The sequence below is a fragment of the Burkholderia seminalis genome (genome assembly GCF_001718535.1).
Classification (GTDB): domain Bacteria; phylum Pseudomonadota; class Gammaproteobacteria; order Burkholderiales; family Burkholderiaceae; genus Burkholderia; species Burkholderia seminalis.
This window is the reverse complement of the sequence record NZ_CP013398.1, coordinates 1,167,949-1,191,896: the sequence shown is the minus strand read 5'-3', so window position 1 is coordinate 1,191,896 and position 23,948 is coordinate 1,167,949. Positions and strand designations below refer to the sequence as shown.

Sequence of the window (23,948 nt, the reverse complement as noted above, 5' to 3'; positions counted from 1 at the left end):
TTTAGCGCCGCTTCAGGTACGTCGAGCGACCAACACGACGCCCCTGAATGCGCGAAACCCCGCTCGGGGGCGGGGTTTCGGTGGGTTTTGCTACCTGCGGCGACGGCCGCGGCGTCTCGATAATCTCGGGCACGTCCGGCGGATCGGGCGGCACCTCGGTCGGCAGCGCCGCCGGCAATGCCTCCAGCACCGGAACCGCATCGAACAGGGAGACCTGCGATGCACGATGCTGCTCGACCTGCCAATGCGCCTCGGTCATCAGGTGCACCTTCACGCTGCGGGCTGCGTGCAGCGCGTACCCTTCGCAGTCCAGTGCCTCGTTGCGCGGGCTGATCTTCTTCCACACGCGCTTACCGCCACGCGGCCCCGGCACCTTGACCTCCGCCGTGAGCTGCGAGAGGTAGTCGCTACGAACGCCGCTATACCAGTGCATGCGGCCCGGCCCGTCGCCTTCGAGCTTCAGTCGGTTTTCGAGGATGAGATCCTTCGCGCGGCTCACGCCGACCATGTATGGCCGCAGCCCGTACTTCGCGGCCTTGCTGTTGTTGCGCGTCGAATCGATCGAAGCCTTTGGCACGCTGAAGATCTCCGCGTCGACGTTGCTGCTGCCCTTGACCGCCATGACGTTGTAACCCGCGTGCTGCGCCGCACGCACATACTTGTAAACCGCATCCGACGTCGCACCGTCCGATGAGTCGATCGACGTTGCACGTACACGCAGCATCCAGCCGTTCTCATGCCGGTATGCGTGCGACAGCAGCATCGTCAACGCGCCCCATACCCCGCCTGTCATCGGGTCTTGCTGCTGCTCCGTCACGTTGCCGTAAATTTCGCCCCACGCGACGAGCCAGCTTTCCTCGCCGCGTCCCCATGCACGCAGGACGATCGCGAGCCGGTCGTGCTGCACGTCGACGCCGAGCGTCAACACCAGACCTCCGAGCGGCACCGTCAGCTCCGCATATGGCAGCGCACGTTGCGCGAGCACGTCCAGCTCGGGCAGATCGGTCTTGTACTTGTACGCCCGGCCCTGCGAGTTGTTCACGAACGAACGCATCTTCGTATCGTCGCCCTCGCGCAGCGCCTTGTCGGCCGTCAGCCACTTCTTGACCAGCTCCGCCATGTTCGAGCCGGGGAACGGCGACACCAGCTCGTTGATGCGGAAGCCGGCAACACCGTGAAACGGTGCCGTCGCAACCCATCGCCCGCGACGGACCGCGCGAATGCGCGTCGCGTCGTCCCACAACGAGCCGCAATGCGGGCAGGTGTAACGGGCCGTCTCCGGTTGTGCGCGGCCGTAGACCTCATGTACGACGTCGGCGCCCTCGCTCCACGTGACGTTTTCCCACGCCAGCTCATGCTCCTCGTCACAATCGGGGCACGGCACCAGATACACGCGCTGATCCGAAGCCGCGTAAGCCTGCTGGATGCGCGACAGGCCGTCGATCGTCGGCGTGCCGCCCAAGATCATCTTGCGTCGCCGGGCCGAGTAGCTCTTGTTCCGTTCCTCCAGCAGCGTGATCGAATCGCCCTGCTCGCGAACGTTCGTATTCGCGTCGTCGGGCTCCTCGACCGCAACGACCGGGGCCGGCGTCGACTTCACTTCGTCCGGCGCGTTCGACGTGATGAACTTCAGGAAGCCGCGTGCGAACGTCTTGTGGTCCCACAAGTTGTTTTTGTCGCGGGCCGCGTGAACCGGCAGTTTCGCCGAGAGGCGAGGCGTCACCTCGACCATCGGCTCGAACTTCTCCAGGTTGAACTTCTTCGCCGTTTTCTCTTTCGGGAACATGACGATCATCGGGCACGGATCAACGTCGATCCGCTTGCCGATGTAGTTCAGCAGCACGCCATCTGTCCACGCAACCTGCGCCGACTTCATGCACACGATCTTCTGCACGGTCGGATCGTCCAGCGCTTCGTGCATGCCGAACACCCATGGCGTGATGTTCGGGTTATACCGGCCGGGGCTGGCCGATCCCTTCGCGCTCAATCTACGATGTTTGCGTGCCCAATCCGTCGTCCCAATCCGCTCCGGCGGACGCAGCATCGTCGCGATCCGGCGAATCACCGCGTGGACTGTCTGGGTCGTATTCAGAAAGCTGCTCAAGGCATCCATATATATGCTCGTTCAACCATTCGACGTCCACCTCGACGCCGTATAGCGTGCGCAGCTCCTGCACCAACTTGTCGGACAGCGACAGCAGCTCCGTTTGAAATGCGCCGACCATCAGGCCGTACGCCTGTTCGAGCTGCGCCGCGTTGACGAGCTGCCCCTTCTTCTCTGCCAGCGTCAGCAGCTTGATCTCGCGATCGACGATCTCGGTCTTCGCCCGCTCGGCGACGAGATCAATGCCCGTACCGCTCGACCGCCCGGCCGCGACCTCGCGCAAATGCCGGATGTACGCGACGCGGATCTCGTCGATCGACGCCACACGGTAATCGAGCTGGACCTTGTCGACGAACCGCGAAACGGCCGACTGGTCAAGGTCGAGATGGTCAGCGATCTGCTGCTGAGTCGGCATGAATATGACCCCCTATGGAGACTCGCCAGTAGAGAAAAAACGCGGGTGCGAGCCCCCGCGTGTGGCGATGCCCAGAGGGTCCCCGCCTGCTCAAAAAATAGGCAGACCCGCACCGATCGCGACATCGGCGGTCACGCCGTCGCCTGCTCGGTCCATCGCCCACACGACACGGTCCATCGCGTCGTCAAACACGAAGCACCGCGCGGTAACGCGCCCCATGCTTCGATCTTCATCCCACGTCGACCAGACCTCGCTCGGCCCGGCGCTCGTCGACTCGATTCGCATTTCAGCGCCCCAATGCAAAAAGCCCTGAGGGCTTTCGCACTCAGGGCTTCGATATTCATTTCGTAAGGGCGAACGCCCTCCCAACAGATCCCGACAGACAGTTATCGTTGTTGGTCGCGGCGCTCCCGCGATTCAGTACGCCTGTCGGGCGAAGGTTGCGACACGAGTATGCGGTCGCTCATTTATCCAGTGACGCGGTAAAGGATGTGCAGAGTTTAAGCGATCCGCTCTTGAAATGGAATACGTTTCATCCTCGCAATTGTCGACGCAATGTGTCGTACACCGATCCATCCACCGTATCCAACAGCGCGAGCATGTCGTGAAAGCGCCACGACCAGTTCTTCCGATACTCGTCGAGCGATACGCCGAGCGCGTGCGCCCTGCCAGCGTCGTCGATCTGCCGCTTGCCGGAACCGGAACAGTCGGGGCAGATGTGCCTGCCCTTCGCATCCGAAACCGGCGACGCAGCGATCCGCCCCATCCCGCCACACTCGTCGCATGATTCGTATTCCCGAAAGACCAGCGGCCCGTTACGCCCTTCGAAAAACGGGATACGCTCCTCCGATACACACACCTTTCCACTACCTCCACATACATCACATGCATGCGTTGATGTCGTGACAGCACGCGCGCGACGCACGACACCACGCCCCTCGCACTCGACGCACTGATCGTTCACCCACTCATCCAGCAAGCGCAGCGCGAACCGCTCGACGATGTCGACCTTCGAACGCTCGACAGCGTGCCCCGCACGTTGATCGCGGCGCTCGTCGCGCGACAGGCCCGTGAACCGTGCACGCTTGAATCGGCCCGACGTCCGGATCATCTGCGCCAACAGCAACGTTGCACGTCGAACCATCGCAGGCGGCGGCATCGGCCCGGCCTTGATTCGGGCCAGCAAGCTCCCGAGATCGTTCGCAAAGGCGAGCGCGCCCAAAGTAACTTTAGGATCGGCAATCGGGTCGGTGAACTGACCGCGAACGCTCATCGCAACGCCCACCCGCTCTTTCAAATCGATCATGGCTATCTCCTATTCGTCCTAATGTCTCAATGTCCCAAGGGAAAAGGCTTGCAGGGGTGCGCGCCTGCGACATGCGCGACATGCGCCGCTCACGTCGCGCATGTCGCGCCCCCGCACCCGCGCCCGAGACCGCGCCTTGGGACATTGGGACATGGGACGTCCACAGCGCGCCAAGGCGGGGCAAGTGGCGCGCTTGCCGTGCAGGCACAGCGCGCCACGCGATCACAGCGGACTGTCGTCATCGCCCGCCGCGACCAGTTCGCGCTCCACTTCCGGCTCTTGCTCTTCCTTCACGTAGTACCAGCCACGCGACCCGGTCGACTCGCGCTTGCGCACCCACCCGAGCGACTTCAACGCCTTGCCGATGCGGCGCTGCTCCGCGAGCGTCCACTTCGAAGTGTCGAGCTTCAGGATGTCCGCGAGGATCTCTTCCATCGTCGTGCGCGAAACGAATTCCAGGGCCTTGGCGATCTTGTCCTCGTACACGTCGCCTTCGTAACGCTCCGCTTGCTCGATTTCGAACAGCGGGCGCTCATGCTCTTCTACGTGCCACACGACGCCCGACCGATACAGGTGCACGGCTTCCGCCCAGAGCTGTTCGCGAACGGCCACAATGCCGTCGATGTCGACCAGCCCGCCGACACGCAGCGGCCAGTAACGCCGGTTGCCCGATTCGTCCTTCAGGTACGTGTCGAAGTTGACCGAGCCGGCGAACACGCACTGACGCGGGACGTCGGTCGCCCGCTTGCCGTAGAAGTTGCGGAACCGGTCGACGGCCGTCGCAAAGAAGCTCTTCACCGCCGACGAGTCGGCCTTGTTCAACGAGTCCAGCTCGGCCAGCTCAATCACCCACTTGCCGGCCAGCACCGCGTACGTGTCTTTGTTGCCGATCTGGATCGGCGTATCGGTGAACCACGGAGCGCCGGCAAGCACCTTCAGCGCCGTCGATTTGCGATGCCCCTGCTTGCCTTCGAGGATCAGGACGTTGTCGACCTTGCAGCCCGGCTCCATCACGCGCGCGACGGCCGCGATCATCCATTTCATGAACGCGAGCTGCACATACTCGCTGTCGGCCACGCGCAGGTATGTCGACGGCATCGTGCGCACACGCGGCACGCCGTCCCATTTGAGCCGTTCGAGGTATTCGCGCACGTCATGGAAGTGCGTCGCGTCCGCCACCAACAAAACCGCGTTCATCACGATATCGGTGCGCACAGAGAGGCCGTAGCGCTGCGACAACCAAAGCGCGCAGCGCTGATCGTCCATGTCGGTCCACTCGCCAATCACACCCTGCGGGAACGGCGGCGCTTTGCGCTTCATCACGCGGCCGCCGAAGTCGTCCTGCTCGATGACGCCCTGCCACGCTTTGTGATTCGACAGGATCATGTGCACATTGCCGAGCGTCGGCAGCAGCGTGCCCTTGTCCGATCGCGCCAGATCCTGCTCCCACGTGTGTGCGCCGTTCTCTGCCTCACGGCCATCCCATTCCGGCTGTTTCGCGGCAGCGGACGTCGCGGCCGGTTTCGTCGGTGTGGCGTCCGCGATCGACACGGCGACCGTCGCCGGCCGGATCTCTTCGTTTGCTGGCGCGATGACGCGCAAGATTGCAGCCTGCACTTGCGCCTCGACAGGGTCGATGCCTTCTTCGACGTGCAAGTCGTTGAAATCGGTCAGCTTGCGCTCGCCGCGATTGGCGAATGCCGGATACACGACGCTCACGTCGGCGACCGTCGCTGCCGCCTCGTACGCACGCTTCAGGCCCGTGTTCTCGAAGCGCTTGCGGCGCAGGGGCATCACGTCGTTTCCGTAGCTCACCTCGACATACGGCACGCCATTGTCGTCACGACGGCGTGACACGGCGACCATGTACCACGTATTCTTCGCCTCGATCCGCACCGGCTCGGCACCAAACACCAGTTCACCCCGGAAAGCGAACTCGTCGGCGAGCCAGTCGCGCACGCGCTGTTCAATCTTCCAGTCGTCGTCGGCGCAGACCAGCACGTGCACATCCGGATACGTGGCACGGAGGTAGCGCACGGCCGGGAGGATGCCGCCCGCGTCGAAGCAGACGTTCACTGCGAACGCCTCGTCGATCGCCATGCGGATCGAGCGCGCGGTCGCGTAGCCTTCGGCGACGAGCACGATCTGGTCGTCTGCACCGACCTCGCCAAGCAGATACGACGCGCCCTTCTTTTCCATGCCTTTGTTGAAACGCTTCGCGCCGTCCGGAGTGATCTTCTGCAGGCCAACGAGCCGAGCATCGTCGCCGTACTGATACATCGGTACGAACATCGTGCCGTCCGCGTCGAAACGCACGCCTTCGGCCGTGATGCGCTTGCGTTCAAGATAGGCCGACTCGCCATGCTCTGCCGCGCGGCTCCACTGATCTCGCGCGCGGTTCGCGGCGAGCTTCGCCTGACGCGCATCACGCTCGGCCTGCTCACGGTCGGCGGCTTCCTGTCGGCGACGCGTCTCCGCGAGCACTTCCTCGCTCATCGGTGCGCCGCTCCATTCGAATCGCTCGGTGCCCGGATCGTCGCCCGAGAAATGGCCGAATGTGCCGCCATAGCCGATTACCGCGCCCTTGCTGACAACCTCGCGAAGCTGATACCAGTATTTCTTGCGCGGCCCGTACCGGTGATGTTTGCCGTCCGCGATCGGATGCCCGACGGGCAGGTCAGGATGCCCCGCAGCACGCAATTGCTGAATGATCTGGTCCAGTGTCGCCATACAAAAATTCCCTCGATCAAAGTTACTTTGGCCGCATGTCGCGGCCAGATCACAATTCGTTGAATGGTTCGCTGCTAACTCGCACGCCGAGCTGTCTCCAGCTCGACGAGGCGGCGGTCACGCTCGACCTTGTGAGAAAAGCTTCGCCATGCGGCCCGCCCCGCCGCATAGCACTGCCGTCCGCTCGACGAGCGGCTGTACTGCATTGCGCCACGTCGCAATGCGCTACTGATTCCGTTCACGTTCACGTGTGTCTCCTGTTATTTGCCGCGCAGTCGACGCCATTCCGCCGACATGAGATCGTCGAACGCGGCAAGGTCCAGCTCGCAGAGACGATCGGTAAGCTGGTCGCGAAACGCGTGACGTTCCGCCTTGGTCGCGAGCGCGGCGCATGCGCGCGCAGCTCGCTCGATGAACAAGCGCACATGCCCGGCTGCGTTCGCTTCCGCAAGAATCGGAGCGAGGCGATCGGGGAACGTGGCGATCAATTCGGACAGCAAGCGCCCCGCTTCGGCGGGGGCATACTCGAATCGGGATGCGAGCGTCGTGACAGCGCATGCCAATTGCTGCTCGGGCGAGCAGCAGAGGCCGATATGCTCACGGTCAGGACGACAGCACCCCATGCCGGACTTAAACCGCTCCATGACGACGACGGCGACGTGCGGCAAGGTTGCGAGCAGCGTGAATCAAACGCTGGAACAGGCGCTGGCCCTTGCGGCCGGTCGCGATGATCTTCTCGGCGTGTTGGTCGTCGATCCGCTGATCAGCCAGCGCACGCGTCACGTCGTCGGCGACGAGGCCAACATGCGCCTGCAGGTGCAGCGCCGTCGAAACAAGGCGCAGCGTGCCGGGTTCGCTGACGTCGTCAGCGGCATGGTCGTCGACGTGTTCGGCAACCAGCCCGAAGCGCGCGTTCAACGCATGCAGCGCGTCGAGCGCGTACGCCTCCCCCTCTGCCTTTTCCTGCATCCACTCGATCAGCAGCTCGAACATTTCCATCGACAAGCGACTGTCGCCGACACCACGCAAGCGAAGGCGAAGCGATTCCGGCGTGATGTTCTTACCGCGCCTGATCGTGAGGTGGTTCGCCGCGTCGGCGACACCGCCGGGCGTGTTGCGAACGGACGTATAAAGCACGTCCAGCCATTCGGTACTGTCGTATCGGCAGGTCATAGCGGGAGATTGGTAGAGAGTGGCTTTCATCCTGTCGCGGCGCACGAGCCACGATTACGATTCGGCCAATGGATAAACGGACGAAATCAATGCACCGCAGGTTGTGCCGCCCGCGAGACCGGGTGATCGGCGAAGTGGTCGTAGAGCGCCTGGACGGTCGACACGCGCGGATCACGATGGATGCGCAGAGCGATCTTTGTCAGCGTTTGGTAAGGGATGCCGCATTGGCGGGAAATTTCCGGCCACGCGCCTTTGGCTGCGTCAAGGTTGCGCAGCACGGTTGCGAGCATCGGTTCTTTGTTGTTCCGCATCGGACGATCCTTGGATGATGACCGTCCCAATAATATCCCATTCGGGATATTCACTCAACGCCTGCCGCCCGGCCAATATCTCGCAAGGGATTGCTCTTTCGCGGCAATATGCAGCCATGAATAAGATGCCGCTTCGGAAAATCTTGGCGCGGAACATTCGCCGGCACATGGAGGCGAACGAAAACATCCGCACGCAAGTGCAGCTCGGCAAAGCCGCTGGCGTGGCTCAGAGCAGTATTGCCCGCGTACTTAAGGGTGAAGTCGACACCCAGCTCTTCGTTATTGAAGCGATCGCCGAGGCTATCGGCGTGCCACCCGGATCGCTCCTCATGGATGACGAAGTCGAGCAGGAATTGCTGCGCTTCAATCGATCGCTTGTGGCCGCGCTACCGCCCTCCGAGAAAGCCAAGATCGAGAGCTACATCGAGTTCGTTTTGAGCCAGACGGAAGCCGTTCACGTTGAAGACGACGGCTCCCTCAGCATCTCAGAAGAAGTCCCGGCGACAAGCGAATCTAGACGCCGCGCCGGTGTGGCTGCTCAACGTCCATTATCAAATGAAACGGTGAGCAATGAGAAACCACGCCGCGAAACAGCATTCCGAGAGACCAGAAAGCAGCGCCGATAACGTCTACCACCTTTCGAATCACGACCTCAATCTTCGGCACCGCGCAATTCGCGAACATCTTCGCAACCAGCTAGCCCGGCACGCCGAAGAGTCGATCGTTGCAATCGCCTGCGTGACCATGCAGGCCGACGGAACGATCAGCATCTCCGCCAAAGGAATCGAAGCCGATCTCGCCGACGACATGCTCGACGGCCTGGGACACCTGTCGGCCCGAATTCGCCACCACACAAAGGGAAAGCCAAAGCCCGGCGGCCGGCAGCGCGGATATGCTGTAATCGGCTTAATGGCAGCCGTTGCGCTACTCGCCTTCGCGTACGTCAACGAGATACCGTGGCTCGATTGCGCCACCGTACTTGCGGGCCAGCTACTCGCCCCCTTTAGCAGCCGCACCCGCGCCTCACGCCAATAACCCCATCGCCCCGCCATCCCCTGCGGGGTATTCTCAGGCATAAATATCCCGATGGGGATTGACATACAAATATCCTAACGGGGATACTTCGACTGTCGCGTCGCCCGACGCTCAACCGGAGATCCCACCATGAAACCCAATGATCTGAACGCGGAAGCCCGTCAGGACTGGCTCCGCGACGAGCAGGCACCCCGCATCACCCCATCCGAACCCGCCCGCCAAAGCAACTTTGAGAAGTCGCCGATCTTCCGCTGGACGGTCGTTGCCGCCCTCTTGTTCGTTGCGGTGAACGTGTTCCAAGACGATCCGGTCGTCGTCCCGACGACCGCTTACCAAGTCACAGTCTGAACCGCCCCGACCCTGCCGGGGCAAGCAACCCCGGCGTCATGGAGACCACCATGCCGCGCATCAAAATCAAAGCCGAACCCCTCTTCGATGTCGAACGTCGAGATACCCTCTCGCTTCGCACCATCACGCGATACGACCGAAACGCTCGCCGTCCGTCGACCCCGATTCTGATCGGGAAGTACGTAGTCGGACGCCGCCCGCTCCCGGACAGCGTACATACGGAATATTTGATCCTCGACGGTACAGAGATCGCCCGCCGGCAGATATCAATTCCGGACGAAGGCAACTGCGCCGACGCAATCAAGCGCCTGCGCGACGCCAAGCGCGCAGCGGGTGTCGAGGCGTCGAGTGCGATCGATAAAGCGAAGACGCGTAGCAAGACGCGGACGGCGGCGACGCAGGAGGTCGCGTAATGGACGGCCGCACGCAACAGCTCGACCTCACAGCGCCGATCCCGACCGGCAACATCAAGGCAGCAGCCGCAGCGGCCGGCGCAACTTCGGCGGACCTTTGGATGGTCCCGTACGAACAACTTCACTACGACCCGTCCGACAACATCCGACCGGTTGACCCCGAATGGGTGACGCACCTCACCGCACTGATGATGGAGAACGGGTACGACAAAGGTTCGCCGCTCCATTGCTACGCGCGAAAGGTCGAAGGCAAGGATCTGCTGTATGTGTACAAGGGGCAGCACCGCTACCTCGCGGCCGGCAAAGCAATCGAGGCTGGCAAGGACATAGGCAAGATCCCGGTCGTCGTCCGTGACGCCAAGACGGTCAACCGCGCCGAAATGGTGATCGACGGCTATCTAAGCAACAACGGCAAGCCGTCGTCGCCGCTGGATCTGGCTGCTGCGGTCGCAGAGCTACGCGACATTCACGGCATGACGCTTGCGGCCATCTGCAAGCGCTTGAATGTCACCGATCAAACGATCCGCGACGTCGGCCTGCTTGAACGGGCACCGGCTGAACTGCATCAGCTCGTGCGGAACGGCCAATGTACAGGCACACTGGCGATCGAACAAATCCGCCAGCACGGCGGCGACAAAGCGCTCGAACGCATCGTCGTCGGGATCGCCAAAGCCGCCGAAGCCGGCAAGACGAAGGTTACGAAGAAGTACCTCGAAGCAGTGCCCCTGCTCGATACGCATCCGGACCCGGAGCCGTCGCCCGAGCACACAGCCGCCGTCAGCGACACCGACGCTGGCGGCGACACAGCACCGCTCGCCGCGTCTACGACCGCGGAACCCACGATCGAGGCGCAGGCGCCCATGCAGGCGGCGTCGCCCCAAAGCGCTCCCGCCAAGATCGGCGAGAAGCAGTCGAAGCAGCTCTTGCAGGCCCTGCAAGCTGTACTCCATGACAAGAACTTCGGCCGACTGGCAAAGCCGACGATCGAAGCAGTTCATGCAGCGCTGATGCCGCTCGCCGATCTACTCGGCTGCCCCTCGCCCGCAAAGGTCTGGCCGGTATCCGAGCCGGATGCAAACGGCGGCTGTGAGCCAGTCGATACAGTATGCGGACCTGAGCGAACCGGAAGAATCAAGGGTCCGCTCGCATACATTCGCGTCGCACAACCCGCACCCGGCGCATGGATTTACTCCATCGAATACAACACCGGCACCAGCTTCGCCAGCGACCCGCTGAAGGTATCGCACCAGACGCGCGCGGTATGGACGCGCGTTCAAGCGATTCGTTCCGGCGCAGCGCGGCTCATCGAGACGATCAAATCGCCGGTCCACGGGCGAACCAAGGCCGAGCAAGCGTCATTCAAGCGCATTCTCGAATGGGCGCACGAGATCGTCGGCATGCCTGATCCTGACATGACGGCCGAATTCTCCGCTGCCACCGCGAAGGGTGAACGCCCCGATTTGTCGGATGTGCTGACGGCCATCGGGCACAAGCAACGGATCGCGTCGAATCGGGCGCTGCTCGACGCCGCATTCCCGACTTACAAGGCGAAGCTCGCTCTTGGGCCTGCGTCCGCGTGGCCGTTCCCGACCGGAGCCGCAAATTGAACCCGCGCCCGGCTCTTTCTACCCCACGTCCGCTGCCGCGAAAGCGGGAACACGCGAAGAAGCGCCCGGCTATCGCACTGGCGAGCGTCAACGGCACTTCGATGCAATCGGACAACGACGGGCTGACGCCCGTAAAAACGATCCAGAAAGACGAAGCGCCGCTCGCGCGGCGCAAACCAGTCCAGATGAACGAAGCCTTGGCGGATACCCGCCAAGGCACGCTCGCGCGGCTCGACGCTCTGCGCATCGAGATCCGCGCGTTGATTGTCGATATCTCGCACGCGGCCGACGTCGAGCTACTGGACCTGATGGCCGACGAGATCGGATCGTTCGCTCGCCACAAGGCGGCTCAGGACGCACGCACCTGGGCAGCAACCGCCGGCATCACGCTGGAAACCGGCCTGATGCAGCTTGGCCGTGCACTGCTGCAACGTGAGGCAGATTCAAAGAACCAAGGATTCGAATTGAAATGATCCCATCACGGAACAATCCGGCCGAAGTGTACGGACTTAAGCCAATCAGGCAAGACAGCAAAGGCCCTCTTTTTAGCAACCTCGATACGCTGACGATGGTTGCGAATTACATCAACGCCGATTCTCACTACTTTCAACGACGACTCAAAGACATGAACGCCGATTTCGCGAAGGCTGAATCCACCACGCAAGATGCAATCGCCCTCTTCGAACGCTCGCTGTCCCGCATGATCGAGGCCGAAAAGCAAGTCTCTGAGTCGACGAAAAAAGCGGCGGGGAGCGTTCGGAAGTCGGCAAACGAACTCGGCGACACGATGCAACGTCTCCTGAAAACGGCCGACATTGACCGCCTTGAACGTTATGCCACCGTCCTCGAACGCATGGCAACCGCAATGCAAGCATTGGCGACCTTGGAGATCGACGGCAAGCTCGATCGTATCGTCAGCGCAATTCGATAATGGGGAGCGTTAGCCGATGACAACGCCTCCGAAGCGCGCAGTCCAGTTTCGTCTCGAACTGCAGGCAGACACCGTTGACCACCTCGTCACCGCACTCACCGATCTCGCCGCGCAGATCAGTGCCGAGCGGTTGAGCGCGCATGCAATCAGCGGCGGCGCTTTCAGCAGCCACGAATGCTGGCTGGCCATCGCAGATCACCCTACGCATGCGGATTACATTGAGCGATTGGAACAATGGCGTGACCGCATCACCGCAGCGCCGGGAGGTACCGAGTGAGGACGCTTGACCTGATCGAATGCGCTGAATTCCTGAAGATCGATCGCACGACGCTGCTCGACATCGTCCATCGTGGCGATATCCTTGGTGCCAAGATCGGCCGCGCATGGGTCTTTCTGGAGGACGACGTCGTGGCCTACCTGCGCGAACAGGTACAGGTGCAAACGCAGAAGAGGATCGAACAGATCCGGTGCGGGTCACCTGCAACTGACGCGCGCGTCGACAAGGCGATCCGAAAGCAACTTTCCTCGACTGATCCACGACGGCCCGGTAGAAAGGCGCGGCCATTGCCACGCTTGCCCGACCTCGCGGACGCCGCTATCGGTGTTGCCGCATAGCACGGAGCGATCAGCAGCTCGGCACAACGCCTAGCTGCTACCTGTCAGTCTCATTCGATGCCTTCGAAACCAAAGCCTCGGTATCCAATTCCGTAACCGCCTATCGGACCAGCTGCCGTTGCATCCCACCCAAGAAATGTTGTCGACCACTCCTCTGGATCGCCGACCTGACTCACGACGGGAAGTATTCGGAATCCATTCGTGTCGTCTACACCAATCTGCACATGCCCCCCGACACTTCGCACTGTCTGAATCCGTAGCATTTCCTTAAGAATCGCAATCGGACTGTCGTTCTTCCCTTCGCGCTGCCTATCACCGGCGATGCGAAGAAATTCGTCCGTTCCAGATCCCATGACGCATGCGTTGCCAGGGAGAACCGATCGCTCCGTGATGTCTACGAGAAACGCACCGTCTACGAAGCCAGCTCTCGTCATGAATGCCTTGAAATCGCCAACTACGGGGCAGAACCCAAACACAAACCCATCGAAAAAGAACTGGGAGATCAGTTCGCCAGTGCCAAGTCGGGAAGACATGTCGCGAATGTAGTGGTCGGCGATACTACGGAAGAGCCGCGCGACCTCTTCCACCGACACGGCGGGCGGCGAATCCTGCACCCCACGCAGATTTTGCGTGCAGGCAACCGCCAGCGAATACGTGTTCACAGCGGCTAACGCTGAGCCTGAAAACGCGAACCCGAAGCTTTGGCGAGCGCGCACTTCATACTCCAGCTGGTCCGGCAATTGCACATTAAGTGTGACCGGCACCTGAAAAATCTTCGGTCCATTGTCGGTCGTGGTGCTTCCAGTCAATCTCGATAAGCGAGTGTCAGCAATGCAACACAACGCCTTGTGGGCTACAGAGTGCCAAAGCGCAACGACGGTCATTGTTGTCCCTGATTGATTCGCCGAATCCTGTTTGAATGGCGCGACGGGCGCCATTTTGCAAATCGCGCGACCACTTTACCAAAGGCGCATAGCCAGATCACTCCCCCGCAGGTTGGCGTAGCGCATCAATACCTTGGGATTCGTGTGCCCGGTGATCTTCGCGATCTGAACGTCACTCAATGTCGTCCGCTCGTACAGCCGCGACGTTGCCTCATGCCGCAGGTCATGGAACACGAGATCCGAACAGCCCGCCGCGTCGAAGATCCGCCCAAACTGCGCCGATAGCCGGGACGAGACACGGGCGAGCACCTTGCGCTTGAGCAGTTGCACGCCCTCGGCCCGCATCGACGCCTCCATTTCGCCAACCCACGGGAACAAGCGGCCGGAGTCGAAGGTGAAACCGTTCATCTCTGGATCGCCGCCATTCACGGCGACGATGTACCGCTCGTACGCGGCTATCGCGATCGTCGTGAGCGGCACCGAGCGCTTGCTGCCGTTCTTCGTCTTCTCAAGGGACACCGTCCGCCGAGCAACATCAAACTGGTCGACCTCCAGCGTGTACATTTCCCGCATCCGCATGGCGGACTCGATGCCAAGCTCGAAAAGGAACACCAGCGCCGGCCGGTACGGGAGATCGAACGCACGCTCGCGGCCGTTTGGCTTCCCGCCGGCCATCAGTCGTCGAATCTCGGCCTGCTCCGCCTCGCTCGGCCGCCGATCCCGGTGTACGTCCTCTTTCGCGTCGACATCCTGCGCCTCGACCGCGACCCGATCTTCATCAGTGTAGGTTGCGTATCGCTTCGGGAGCAGGCGGAGAGGGTTAGTCGCCAACATCGGCGTGCCCGATCTCACCACCCAATCGAAGCAGCGAGCCAACGCACCGACGTAGTGCCGGATCGTTGACGGCGAAAGGTGGTCGTGTCGCTTCATGGCGGTCACCCACTGCTCGACCCACTGGTAATCGAGAGTCGCAAGCGACTTTGCTTTGATGGCCGCTCGTCCGAGGAGCGCATTGAGCACCTGGACGTCGGAATCAGGGACCGATACGCGGCGCAGGTACGCTCGAATGGCGTCCCCTGTTGTCGCGATCGCTTCGCGTTGCTCGACCACTTCGTCCGGCACGATGCCGGCGTCCAGCAGCTGCTCCAATCGGGCGACGTACGCGTCGCCTTCTTCCTCAGTGTCAAAGGTCAGGGAAAGTGGCTTTGGTAGCAGCTTCGCCCGTTTGATCGTGTATTCCCACGTGCCGGACGGCCGCAGTCGTTTGTTCGCCATGCCTAGATGAACTCGCCTCGATTGCCAATTAGCCGATTGACGGGTGGTTGGCGTCGGTTTTTAGTTGGTTACAGGCGACTTTTTACCACTCTAGGCAACTCTATTACAAGAATGAAAGCGATGTAGAAAAAAGAAAAGCCCTGACGAATCAGGGCTTTATCTCGTTCTACTTGGAGGCGCGAGCCGGAGTCGAACCGGCCTAAACGGCTTTGCAGGCCGCTGCATAACCGCTTTGCTATCGCGCCAAAAGCGGACTGTCCGGATGCCGTGAGGCAAGCGACAGATTTCTATTCGAGGACCGGAAGTCCATCAAATAAAAAGGGAAGCTTGGCTTCCCCATTACTTGGAGCGGGAGACGAGTCTCGAACTCGCGACCTCAACCTTGGCAAGGTTGCGCTCTACCAACTGAGCTACTCCCGCATTGTCCTGCACCTGCAGCGCTTCGCCGACCAACACGCTGCCAGAAAAATCTGGAGCGGGAGACGAGTCTCGAACTCGCGACCTCAACCTTGGCAAGGTTGCGCTCTACCAACTGAGCTACTCCCGCATGGGTCCTGCATCTGCAGCGCTTCGCCAACCAACGCGCTGCCAGAAAAAATCTGGAGCGGGAGACGAGTCTCGAACTCGCGACCTCAACCTTGGCAAGGTTGCGCTCTACCAACTGAGCTACTCCCGCGTATTGCTACGCTACTGCTGCTTCCCCGTCACACGCTTACTTCGTCGTGCAGCGGAGAAGCGAGATTATGTCGAAGGCACATTCGTGTGTCAAGGGCTTTTCCAGCCCTTTTTACAAAAACCGCCTCGACCGAACGCGAGACGCACGTTTCACGCACCGCCGCGCTCACGGATCTGCGGCCACGCGAGCTTCATGTAGTAAAGCATCGACCAGATCGTCAGCACCGCCGCGAGATACATCAGCCACTCACCCCACACGCGCGTGTCGATCGTCACGACGCCGAGCGGCAGCGGCCCGTAGAACAGCAGCATCGGGATCGCGACCATCTGGCATGCGGTCTTGAACTTGCCGAGCTGGTTCACCGCGACGCTCTTCGATGCGCCGATCTGCGCCATCCACTCGCGCAGCGCCGAGATCGCGATCTCGCGGCCGACGATCACCAGCGCGATCGCCGCATCGACCCGCGAAATCTGCACGAGGATCAGCAACGCGGCCGTCACCATCAGCTTGTCCGCCACCGGATCGAGAAAGGCGCCGAACGACGAGGTCTGGTTCCACTTGCGTGCGAGATAACCGTCGAACCAGTCGGTCAGCGCCGCGAGGATGAAGATCGCCGCCGCCGCGAGATTGCGGTGCGCGCCGCCCATCACCGTGTCCGGCAGGTAGAACACGCCGACGACGAGCGGAATCAGCACGATCCGTACCCACGTCAGGAAAATCGGGAAATTGAACGGCATGGCATGCGGGACAGTAAAGGATTCGCAATTGTGCCGTGTCGACCGGCCTGCCACAAGAACGCTGGCGAGGCAGCCCGGCCGCACGGGCGCGTCAGTGAAGCTGCTTGTAGATCTGTTCGGCGAGCGCGTGCGAGATGCCCTCGACGCTCGCGAGTTCCTCGACGCTCGCGGCCACCACGCCGCGCAATCCGCCGAACCGCGCGAGCAGCCGCTGCCGGCGTTTCGCGCCAACGCCCTCGAGTTCCTCGAGCCGCGACGTCTGGCGCGCCTTCGCCCGCTTCGCCCGCATGCCGGTGATCGCGAAGCGGTGCGCCTCGTCGCGGATCTGCGCGACGAGCATCAGCGCGGCACTCTCCTTGCCGAGTTCGAGCGGCGTGCGGCCGTCCGCGAACACGAGCGTCTCGAGGCCGACCTTGCGCCCCTCGCCCTTCGCGACGCCGACCAGCATGGACGTGTCGAGCCCCAGCTCGGTGAACACCTGGCGCGCGATTTCGACCTGACCCTTGCCGCCGTCGATCAGCACGATGTTCGGCAGCAGGCTCGACGCCTCGGCCTGGCGCGTCGATTCGCCGTCGATGCCGGCCGCTTCATCCACCGCGGCCGCCTGCGCGGCCTGCTCGACCATCTTCTCGTAGCGGCGCGTGAGCACCTGCCGCATCGCCGCGTAATCGTCGCCCGGCGTAATGCCCGTGATGTTGTAGCGGCGGTACTCGCCCGACTGCATCTTGTGATGATGGTAGACGACGCACGACGCCTGCGTGGCCTCGCCCATCGTGTGGCTGATGTCGAAGCATTCGATCCGCAGCGTCGCGAGATCGTCGATGTCGTAACCGAGCGTTTCCGCCAGCGAGCGCGTACGCGCCTGCTGCGAGCCCTGCTCGGACAGCAGCCGCATCAGCGCGATCTGCGCATTCTGTTCGGCCATCGACAGCCACGCGCGCCGCTGCCCCTGCGGCTGCCGCACCAGCGACACCTTGTGGCCGGCCTGTTCGGACAGCAGCTCGAGCAGGTCGCGGCTCGCGGGCGCGTGGCTGACGACAAGCACCGGCGGCACGCGGTTGCCGAGATAGTGCTGCGCGATGAACGCATCGAGCACCTCCGCCTCGACCGATGCCGCCGCCGCGCCGCCGCGCACGCTGCCGGCTTCTTCCGCGGGCTGGTCGGGCACCGCGGCGGCGGTCGCGCCGGTTGTGTCGGCCGCTTCCGACGACTCGGCCTCGTCGCCAAGACCACCTTCGGCGAGCGTCAGCGCGCTTTCGACGTGCGTCGGGAAATACGCCTTGTCGCCGAGATGCCGGCCGCCGCGCACCATCGCGAGATTCACGCACACACGCCCGCCTTGCGCGACGACGGCGAGGATGTCGACGTCGCTGTCGCCGCCGACCTCGATCGCCTGCTGGTGCAGCACCGTCGCGAGCGAGCTCATCTGGTTGCGCACGGCCGCCGCCTGCTCGAATTTCAGCTCGGCCGCGAACGCATGCATCTTCTGCTCGAGTTCCTTCATCACTTCGGACTGCCGGCCGAGCAGGAACCGCGCGGCGTTCGACACGTCGACCGCGTAATCCTCGCTGGAGATCGCGCCGACGCACGGCGCCGTGCAGCGCCCGATCTGGTGCAGCAGGCACGGCCGCGTGCGGTTGTTGAACACCGAATCCTCGCAGGTCCGCAACTGGAACACGCGCTGCAGGATCTGGATGCTCTCGCGCACGGCCCACGCGCTCGGGAACGGCCCGAAATACTGGTTCTGCTTGTCGACCGACCCGCGGTAGTAGGCCATCCGCGGAAACCGATGTGCGGTGAGCTTCAGGTACGGATACGACTTGTCGTCGCGAAACAGGATGTTGTAGCGCGGCGCGAGTGCCTTGATCAGGTTGTTCTCGAGCAGCAGCGCCTCGGCTTCCGAGCGCGTGACGGTCGTCTCGATGCGCGCGATGCGCGTGACCATCATCGCGATGCGCGGCGACAGCTGGGTCTTCGTGAAATAGCTCGATACGCGCTTCTTCAGGTCGCGCGCCTTGCCGACGTAAAGCACGGCGCCCGCCGTGTCGTAATAACGATAGACGCCGGGCATGTGCGGCAACTGCGCAAGGATCTTCTTCGGTTCGAACGGGATATCGGAGGCTTCTGGGGCTGTCATGCGTGATCCGGGCGCCTTGTAACGCGGAACGGGTCTATTAGAATCGCCAGTTTAGAGCATTCACCGGCCCGCTTCGATGCCACGCACCACCGCTGCCCCACACCCCGCCGCGACGCTCGCGCCGGGCGAACCGATCGCCTGCGACCTCTTCTGCACGGTGATCGACAATTTCGGCGACATCGGCGTGTGCTGGCGCGTCGCGCACCAGCTCGCGCATGAGCACGGCTGGCAGGTCCGGCTGTTCGTCGACGACCTGCGCACCTTCGCGCGCCTGCTGCCGAGCGTCGATCCCGACGCCGGACGGCAGACGATCGACGCGATCGCGATCGAGCACTGGCATGCGGAAGTCGGCGACGCACTGGAGATCGCCGATGTCGTGATCGAGGCGTTCGCGTGCGAGCTGCCCGGCGCGTATCTCGCGGCGATGGCACGCCGCGAGCGCCGCCCCGTGTGGATCAACCTCGAATACCTGAGCGCCGAGGACTGGGTCGCCGATTTCCATTTGCGGCCGTCGCCGCATCCACGCTACCCGCTGCTGAAGACGTTCTTCTTCCCCGGCCTGTCGGCCGGCACCGGCGGCGTGCCGAAGGAGCACGACCTCGACGCGCGCCGGACGGCCTTCGATGCCGACGCCGCGGCCCGCGCCGCATGGTGGCGGCGCGCGACCGGCGGCGCGCCGCCGGCGCCCGGCACGACGGTCGTCAGTCTGTTCACGTACGAAAATCCGGCCGTCGACGCACTGCTCGCCCAATGGCGCGACGGCCCGTCGCCGGTCGTCGCGCTCGTGCCGGCCGGCCGCCTGTCGCCGGCCGTCGCGCGCTTTTTCGGGGTCGAGTCGTTCGCGGCGGGCGCCCATGCACGCGCCGGCAACCTGGTCGCCCACGGGCTCGCATTCGTCCCGCAGGCCGACTACGATCCGCTGCTGTGGGCGGCCGACCTCAATTTCGTGCGCGGCGAGGATTCGTTCGTCCGCGCGCAATGGGCGCGCAAGCCGTTCGTGTGGCACATCTACCCGCAGGCCGACGACGTGCACCTGCCGAAGCTCGACGCCGCGCTCGCGCACCTGTCGGCGGGCCTCGCCGATGCGCCGCGCGCCGCGCTCGAGCGGTTCTGGCATGCATGGAACGGCGCCGGCACGCCCGACTGGGCCGATTTCTGGCAACACCGTGCCGCACTGGACGCCAATGCGGCCCGCTGGGCCGACGCGCTCGCGGCGGTCGGCGATCTCGCCGGAAAGCTGGCGGAATACGCAAAATCTCAGTTAAAATAAGCGGTTATCCGACGGCTGACCAGGCAAGCGCTCGCTTTTGGCGTCCACCGGAACGCACCGCTTGCGCCGTCAGCCGTTGCGCAACGCTCAGGCACCTATTTATTTGATTGGATCAGGACAGTTTTTATGAAGACCGCACAGGAACTCCGCGTAGGCAACGTCGTGCAGATCGGCAGCGACGCATGGGTCATCTCCAAGACGGAATACAACAAGTCGGGCCGTAACGCCGCCGTCGTCAAGATGAAGATGAAGAACCTGCTGACGAACGCAGGCCAGGAATCGGTCTACAAGGCCGACGACAAGTTCGACGTCGTCGTGCTCGACCGCAAGGAAGTGACGTACTCGTACTTCGCCGACCCGATGTACGTGTTCATGGACGCCGACTACAACCAGTTCGAAGTCGAAGCCGAAATGATGGGCGAAGCGCTGAACTACCTCGAAGACGGCATGGCGTGCGAAGTCGTGTTCTACAACGAGAAGGCGATCTCGGTCGAACTGCCGACGATCCTCGTTCGCGAGATCACCTACACGGAGCCGGCAGTCAAGGGCGACACGTCGTCGGGCAAGGTGCTGAAGAACGCCAAGCTCGCAACGGGCTTCGAACTGCAAGTGCCGCTGTTCTGCAATACCGGCGACAAGATCGAAATCGATACGCGTACGAACGAATACCGCAGCCGCGCGTAATCGTCAGCGATACCCGCATCGAACAAAGCGCCCTTCGGGGCGCTTTTTGTTTGTCTAGCGCCAACAGCGGGCACCAGCCAAGGGCATAAGGAACACAAAATCCACCGGTAAAGATATTCAATTTGTATCATCGGTAACTGTTTTATAGCGCCGGAGAAATAATGCGCGTGACGGGTTCGGCGGGGCATAAAATCAGTTTTTAATCTGACATGCGGCTGCGGCCCCGATGGCCGACAGCCCGCCTCTCTTGACTCGACTCGCGTCCACCATGCCACACGCCCTGATTGTCGAAGACGATCCCAACAGTCTCTCCGGCCTCACCGCGCTGCTCGCCGCAGACGGCTTCTCGGTCGACACGGCCACGTCGCTCGCCGAAGCCCGCACGGCGCTGGGCCGCTCGATCCCCGATGTCGTCCTCGTCGACCTGAACCTGCCGGACGGCAGCGGGTTCGACCTGCTCCAGCACCTGCCGCAGCAACAGCCGAACGGCTCGTTGCCCGTCATCGTGCTCACGGGCAACGCGACGGTCGAGAGCGCCATCGAGGGCCTGCGTCACGGCATCTGGGACTACCTGCTGAAGCCGATCAACATTCCGCGCCTGCGCAGCCTGCTCGCGCGGATCCCGCGCCCGTACGAACTGATCGACGAAGTGCAGTCGCTGCGTGCGTCGCTGCGCCGGCTCGGCCGCTTCGGCGCGCTGGTCGGCTGCAGCGATGCGATGCAGCACGTGTACGACATGATCGAGCACAACGCGCGCACCGAAACGGCCGTGCTGTTCTCGGGCGAGGCCGGCACCGGCAAGAAGCTGGCCGCGCGCACGCTGCACGACCTGAGCCGGCGCCGCAAGGGGCCGTTCGTGTCGTTCGACTGCCGGACGATCGCGCAGGCCGGCCGCCATGGCGCGTCGCTCGACAGCGTGCTGTTCGGCCATGAGCGCGGCGCGTTCGACGGCGCCGAGCGCCGCGAATCGGGCCTGTTCGAACAGGCCGGCGGCGGCACGCTGTTCCTCGACGAGATCACCGCGCTGCCGCTCGTGCTGCAGGAAGCGCTGCTGCATGCGCTCGATTCGCAGAACTTCATGCGGATCGGCGGCACGAGCTCGATCACGAGCGATTTCCGGCTGATCGCGACCACGCGCCGCCCGGCACGCGAAGCGGTCGCGAACGGCACGCTGCGCGAGGATCTGTGGTTGCGCCTCGATGCGGCGTCGATCACGATGCCGCCGCTGCGCGAGCGCGACGGCGACGCACTCGCGATCGCGGACGCGCAGATCGACGAACTGAACCGCGAGGCGCGCGCGACCGGGCGCAGCACGACCGACAAGCGCGCGGCGCCGGGCTTCGTGCGCGAATGCCTGTCCTACGAATGGCCGGGCAACGTGCGCGAACTGCAGGAACGCGTGCGCTTCGCGTACGACGCGTCGGGCGATTTCATCGAGACGCTGCGCGCCGGCGAGCCGAGCTTCTCCTCCGGCGCCGCGCTGAACGGCAGCAGCGTGCAGATCAAGGTCGGCACGCCGCTGTCCGACGTCGAGGACCTGCTGATCCGCGCGACGCTCGACGCGGTCGGCGGCACCCGCCATCGTGCGGCCACGCTGCTCGGCATCAGCCCGAAGACGCTGTACAACAAGCTGCAGCGGATGAAGGTGAACTGAGCGGGCGATCGTGAATACGGGCACTGGCCGGACCTGACCGTTAGTTGCGCAAAAGCCCGCCGTACCGACTGCCCGGTTTGCCCCTTGCCGCACCCCATGAAAAAGCCGCGCAATTGCGCGGCTTTTTGTTTCGGCGAGCGAAAGGACCCGAACCGCGCCCGTTTACGCCAGTGCGCTTTTCAGCAGCGCCTGCGCCTGCAGATACTCGGGCTGCGCGACCAGCTTGTCCCACTTGAGCGCCTTGCCGCGCGCGCGCATCCGCTTGATGCGCCGCACCGACTCGGCCGACGCCCGTGCCTTCAGCTCGTTCAGCACGACCTCGGCCGCCTCCGGCTGGTTGCAGACGAGCACCATGTCGCAACCGGCGGCGAGCGCGGCATCGGCCGCCTGCGTGAGCGTGCCGCCTTCGCGCGCGGCCTCCATCGACAGGTCGTCGCTGAAGATCGCGCCCGTGAAGCCGAGCTTGCCGCGCAGGATGTCCTGCAGCCAGACGCGCGAGAATCCGGCCGGCCGCTTGTCGACCTGCGTATAGATCACGTGCGCGGGAATCACGGCCGACAGCGATAGGCCGAGCCAGTCGTACGGCGCAACGTCCTGCTTGAGGATCGCGTCGAGCGTGCGGTCGTCGGTCGGCAGCGCGACGTGCGAATCGGCTTCCGCGAAACCGTGCCCGGGGAAATGCTTGCCGCAGTTCGCCATCCCGGCGAGCGACAGCCCGTGGTTCAGGCTCTTCGCGAGCAGCGTGACGACGCGCGCGTCGCGATGGAACGCGCGGTCGCCGATCACCTTCGAATGCCCGTGGTCGAGGTCGAGCACGGGCGTGAAGCTCATGTCGATCCCGCACGCACGCAGTTCGGCGGCCAGGATGTAGCCGACGGCGGTCGCCACCTTCGTCGCGAGCAGCACGTCGCGATCCCACAGCTCGCCGAGGCGGCGCATCGCGGGCAGCACCGTGAAGCCGTCGGTGCGGAACCGCTGCACGCGCCCGCCTTCGTGATCGACGGCGATCAGGATGTCTTCGCGCACCGCGCGGATCGAGTCGGTCAGCGCGATCAGCTGCGCGCGGTTCTGGAAGTGCCGCGCGAACAGGATCACGCCGCCGGTATTCGGATGCGCAAGACGCCGTGCATCGTCGCGCGACAGGGCCGTGCCGACGACGTCGAGCATGACCGGGCCGGGAGTCGTTTTCATCGAATCGGGAAGTCCGTCAGGAGGAGGTTCGGGAAACAGGTGCAGGAGCAGGCGCGGCGTCCGTTTCGGCGATCACGAACGACACTGCGTAGTCGCGCTCGTCGCTGACCGTCACGCGCGCCGTGATGCCGCGCGCGGCCAGCCAGTCGGCCAGCTCGCCCGACGCGACCACGTACGGCTCGCCGCTCGGATGGTTGAGCGTCTGCAGTGCGCGCCACGTCATCGGCCAGTGCATGCCGAGCCCGATCGCCTTCGAGAACGCTTCCTTCGCGGAGAAGCGCGTCGCGAGAAACGCGATGCCGCGCGCCTCGGAGCGCGCGCGGCGCGCATGGAACACACGCAGTTCGTCGGGGCCCAGCACCTTCTCGGCAAACCGGCCGCCCGTGCGTTCGAGCACGGCCGCGACGCGGCTTACCTGGGCGATGTCGGTACCGATGCCGTAGATCGCCATG

General features: G+C 63.4%; 26 protein-coding genes and 4 tRNA genes. 12 read left to right on the top strand and 18 right to left on the bottom strand.

Annotated features, from left to right (window positions below):
• Nucleotide 1 precedes the first annotated feature (1 nt).
• The 8 genes from WJ12_RS05465 to WJ12_RS05435 form a co-directional block, all read right to left on the bottom strand.
• Nucleotides 2-1,921, bottom strand: coding sequence for a phage terminase large subunit family protein (locus tag WJ12_RS05465; RefSeq protein WP_335645900.1), 1,920 nt, complete (start codon nt 1,919-1,921; stop codon nt 2-4).
• A gap of 67 nt (nt 1,922-1,988) precedes the next feature.
• A complete protein-coding gene (locus tag WJ12_RS36595) occupies nt 1,989-2,519 on the bottom strand; it encodes a hypothetical protein (protein ID WP_023475487.1) in 531 nt (176 codons plus the stop codon).
• Between the two features lie 90 nt (nt 2,520-2,609).
• A complete protein-coding gene (locus WJ12_RS05460; RefSeq protein ID WP_059554247.1) occupies nt 2,610-2,804 on the bottom strand; it encodes a hypothetical protein in 195 nt (64 codons plus the stop codon).
• 247 nt (nt 2,805-3,051) lie between these two features.
• Nucleotides 3,052-3,825, bottom strand: a complete 774-nt coding sequence (locus tag WJ12_RS05455) for a hypothetical protein (protein ID WP_069245567.1) — start codon at nt 3,823-3,825, stop codon at nt 3,052-3,054.
• Between the two features lie 222 nt (nt 3,826-4,047).
• Nucleotides 4,048-6,555, bottom strand: coding sequence for a virulence-associated E family protein (locus tag WJ12_RS05450; protein WP_069245566.1), 2,508 nt, complete (start codon nt 6,553-6,555; stop codon nt 4,048-4,050).
• 260 nt (nt 6,556-6,815) lie between these two features.
• Entirely contained in the window at nt 6,816-7,199 is a 384-nt protein-coding gene (locus WJ12_RS05445) for a hypothetical protein (RefSeq protein ID WP_069245733.1), read from the bottom strand.
• Nucleotides 7,186-7,728, bottom strand: coding sequence for a phage regulatory CII family protein (locus WJ12_RS05440; protein ID WP_060044608.1), 543 nt, complete (start codon nt 7,726-7,728; stop codon nt 7,186-7,188). The genes WJ12_RS05445 and WJ12_RS05440 overlap by 14 nt, the downstream gene beginning before the upstream one ends.
• 86 nt (nt 7,729-7,814) lie before the next feature.
• Nucleotides 7,815-8,039, bottom strand: coding sequence for a hypothetical protein (locus WJ12_RS05435; protein WP_059456070.1), 225 nt, complete (start codon nt 8,037-8,039; stop codon nt 7,815-7,817).
• A 14-nt stretch (nt 8,040-8,053) separates the two neighbouring features.
• On the opposite strand from WJ12_RS05435, the gene WJ12_RS05430 reads away from it, so the two are divergent.
• The 9 genes from WJ12_RS05430 to WJ12_RS05390 all read left to right on the top strand — a co-directional run bounded on the left by WJ12_RS05430 (nt 8,054) and on the right by WJ12_RS05390 (nt 12,988).
• Nucleotides 8,054-8,665 (top strand): helix-turn-helix domain-containing protein, encoded by a 612-nt coding sequence (locus tag WJ12_RS05430; RefSeq protein ID WP_236871756.1) that lies wholly within the window; start codon nt 8,054-8,056, stop codon nt 8,663-8,665.
• A complete protein-coding gene (locus WJ12_RS35785; RefSeq protein WP_156810489.1) occupies nt 8,610-9,074 on the top strand; it encodes a hypothetical protein in 465 nt (154 codons plus the stop codon). Before WJ12_RS05430 ends, WJ12_RS35785 begins: the two co-directional genes overlap by 56 nt.
• Nucleotides 9,075-9,203: 129 nt before the next feature.
• Nucleotides 9,204-9,422, top strand: coding sequence for a hypothetical protein (locus WJ12_RS05420; protein ID WP_069245563.1), 219 nt, complete (start codon nt 9,204-9,206; stop codon nt 9,420-9,422).
• A gap of 38 nt (nt 9,423-9,460) precedes the next feature.
• The gene (locus WJ12_RS05415; protein ID WP_236871755.1) at nt 9,461-9,835 is read left to right on the top strand and encodes a beta-hexosaminidase; all 375 of its coding nucleotides are present in this window, start codon (nt 9,461-9,463) and stop codon (nt 9,833-9,835) included.
• Complete coding sequence (locus WJ12_RS05410; protein WP_069245562.1) at nt 9,835-11,442, top strand: ParB/RepB/Spo0J family partition protein; 1,608 nt, start codon at nt 9,835-9,837, stop codon at nt 11,440-11,442. The genes WJ12_RS05415 and WJ12_RS05410 overlap by 1 nt, the downstream gene beginning before the upstream one ends.
• Nucleotides 11,439-11,915 (top strand): hypothetical protein, encoded by a 477-nt coding sequence (locus WJ12_RS05405; protein WP_236871754.1) that lies wholly within the window; start codon nt 11,439-11,441, stop codon nt 11,913-11,915. The genes WJ12_RS05410 and WJ12_RS05405 overlap by 4 nt, the downstream gene beginning before the upstream one ends.
• Nucleotides 11,912-12,373, top strand: coding sequence for a hypothetical protein (locus WJ12_RS05400; RefSeq protein WP_156810488.1), 462 nt, complete (start codon nt 11,912-11,914; stop codon nt 12,371-12,373). The genes WJ12_RS05405 and WJ12_RS05400 overlap by 4 nt, the downstream gene beginning before the upstream one ends.
• A 16-nt stretch (nt 12,374-12,389) precedes the next feature.
• The gene (locus tag WJ12_RS05395; protein ID WP_069245559.1) at nt 12,390-12,650 is read left to right on the top strand and encodes a hypothetical protein; all 261 of its coding nucleotides are present in this window, start codon (nt 12,390-12,392) and stop codon (nt 12,648-12,650) included.
• Nucleotides 12,647-12,988, top strand: coding sequence for a helix-turn-helix domain-containing protein (locus WJ12_RS05390; RefSeq protein ID WP_069245558.1), 342 nt, complete (start codon nt 12,647-12,649; stop codon nt 12,986-12,988). The genes WJ12_RS05395 and WJ12_RS05390 overlap by 4 nt, the downstream gene beginning before the upstream one ends.
• A 50-nt stretch (nt 12,989-13,038) precedes the next feature.
• Here the strand turns inward: WJ12_RS05390 and WJ12_RS05385 are convergent, their stop codons facing one another.
• From WJ12_RS05385 to uvrC, 8 genes are all read right to left on the bottom strand, one after another.
• The gene (locus WJ12_RS05385; protein WP_156810487.1) at nt 13,039-13,926 is read right to left on the bottom strand and encodes a hypothetical protein; all 888 of its coding nucleotides are present in this window, start codon (nt 13,924-13,926) and stop codon (nt 13,039-13,041) included.
• A 21-nt stretch (nt 13,927-13,947) separates the two neighbouring features.
• A complete protein-coding gene (locus WJ12_RS05380) occupies nt 13,948-15,147 on the bottom strand; it encodes a site-specific integrase (protein WP_069245556.1) in 1,200 nt (399 codons plus the stop codon).
• A gap of 171 nt (nt 15,148-15,318) precedes the next feature.
• A tRNA-Cys gene (locus WJ12_RS05375) sits at nt 15,319-15,392 on the bottom strand.
• A 99-nt stretch (nt 15,393-15,491) separates the two neighbouring features.
• Nucleotides 15,492-15,567, bottom strand: a tRNA-Gly gene (locus WJ12_RS05370).
• Between the two features lie 51 nt (nt 15,568-15,618).
• A tRNA-Gly gene (locus tag WJ12_RS05365) sits at nt 15,619-15,694 on the bottom strand.
• Between the two features lie 53 nt (nt 15,695-15,747).
• Nucleotides 15,748-15,823 (bottom strand) — tRNA-Gly (locus tag WJ12_RS05360).
• 149 nt (nt 15,824-15,972) lie between these two features.
• Entirely contained in the window at nt 15,973-16,560 is a 588-nt protein-coding gene (gene pgsA / locus WJ12_RS05355; RefSeq protein ID WP_034186518.1) for a CDP-diacylglycerol--glycerol-3-phosphate 3-phosphatidyltransferase, read from the bottom strand.
• A 91-nt stretch (nt 16,561-16,651) separates the two neighbouring features.
• A complete protein-coding gene (gene uvrC, locus WJ12_RS05350; protein WP_034186517.1) occupies nt 16,652-18,697 on the bottom strand; it encodes an excinuclease ABC subunit UvrC in 2,046 nt (681 codons plus the stop codon).
• A gap of 76 nt (nt 18,698-18,773) precedes the next feature.
• On the opposite strand from uvrC, the gene earP reads away from it, so the two are divergent.
• The 3 genes from earP (at nt 18,774) to WJ12_RS05335 (ending at nt 22,305) form a co-directional block, all read left to right on the top strand.
• Nucleotides 18,774-19,967 carry an elongation factor P maturation arginine rhamnosyltransferase EarP gene (earP, locus tag WJ12_RS05345; RefSeq protein ID WP_059560699.1) on the top strand — a complete coding sequence of 398 codons (1,194 nt, stop codon included), beginning with the start codon at nt 18,774-18,776 and terminating at the stop codon, nt 19,965-19,967.
• Between the two features lie 126 nt (nt 19,968-20,093).
• Entirely contained in the window at nt 20,094-20,651 is a 558-nt protein-coding gene (efp, locus tag WJ12_RS05340) for an elongation factor P (protein WP_034186515.1), read from the top strand.
• A 268-nt stretch (nt 20,652-20,919) separates the two neighbouring features.
• Nucleotides 20,920-22,305 carry a sigma-54-dependent transcriptional regulator gene (locus WJ12_RS05335; RefSeq protein ID WP_059560702.1) on the top strand — a complete coding sequence of 462 codons (1,386 nt, stop codon included), beginning with the start codon at nt 20,920-20,922 and terminating at the stop codon, nt 22,303-22,305.
• A gap of 162 nt (nt 22,306-22,467) precedes the next feature.
• Here WJ12_RS05335 and nagZ read toward each other — a convergent pair whose 3' ends face one another.
• Entirely contained in the window at nt 22,468-23,496 is a 1,029-nt protein-coding gene (gene nagZ, locus WJ12_RS05330) for a beta-N-acetylhexosaminidase (protein ID WP_059560703.1), read from the bottom strand.
• A 16-nt stretch (nt 23,497-23,512) separates the two neighbouring features.
• The gene (gene acpS / locus WJ12_RS05325; protein ID WP_034186512.1) at nt 23,513-23,947 is read right to left on the bottom strand and encodes a holo-ACP synthase; all 435 of its coding nucleotides are present in this window, start codon (nt 23,945-23,947) and stop codon (nt 23,513-23,515) included.
• Between the last annotated feature and the right edge of the window lies 1 nt (nt 23,948).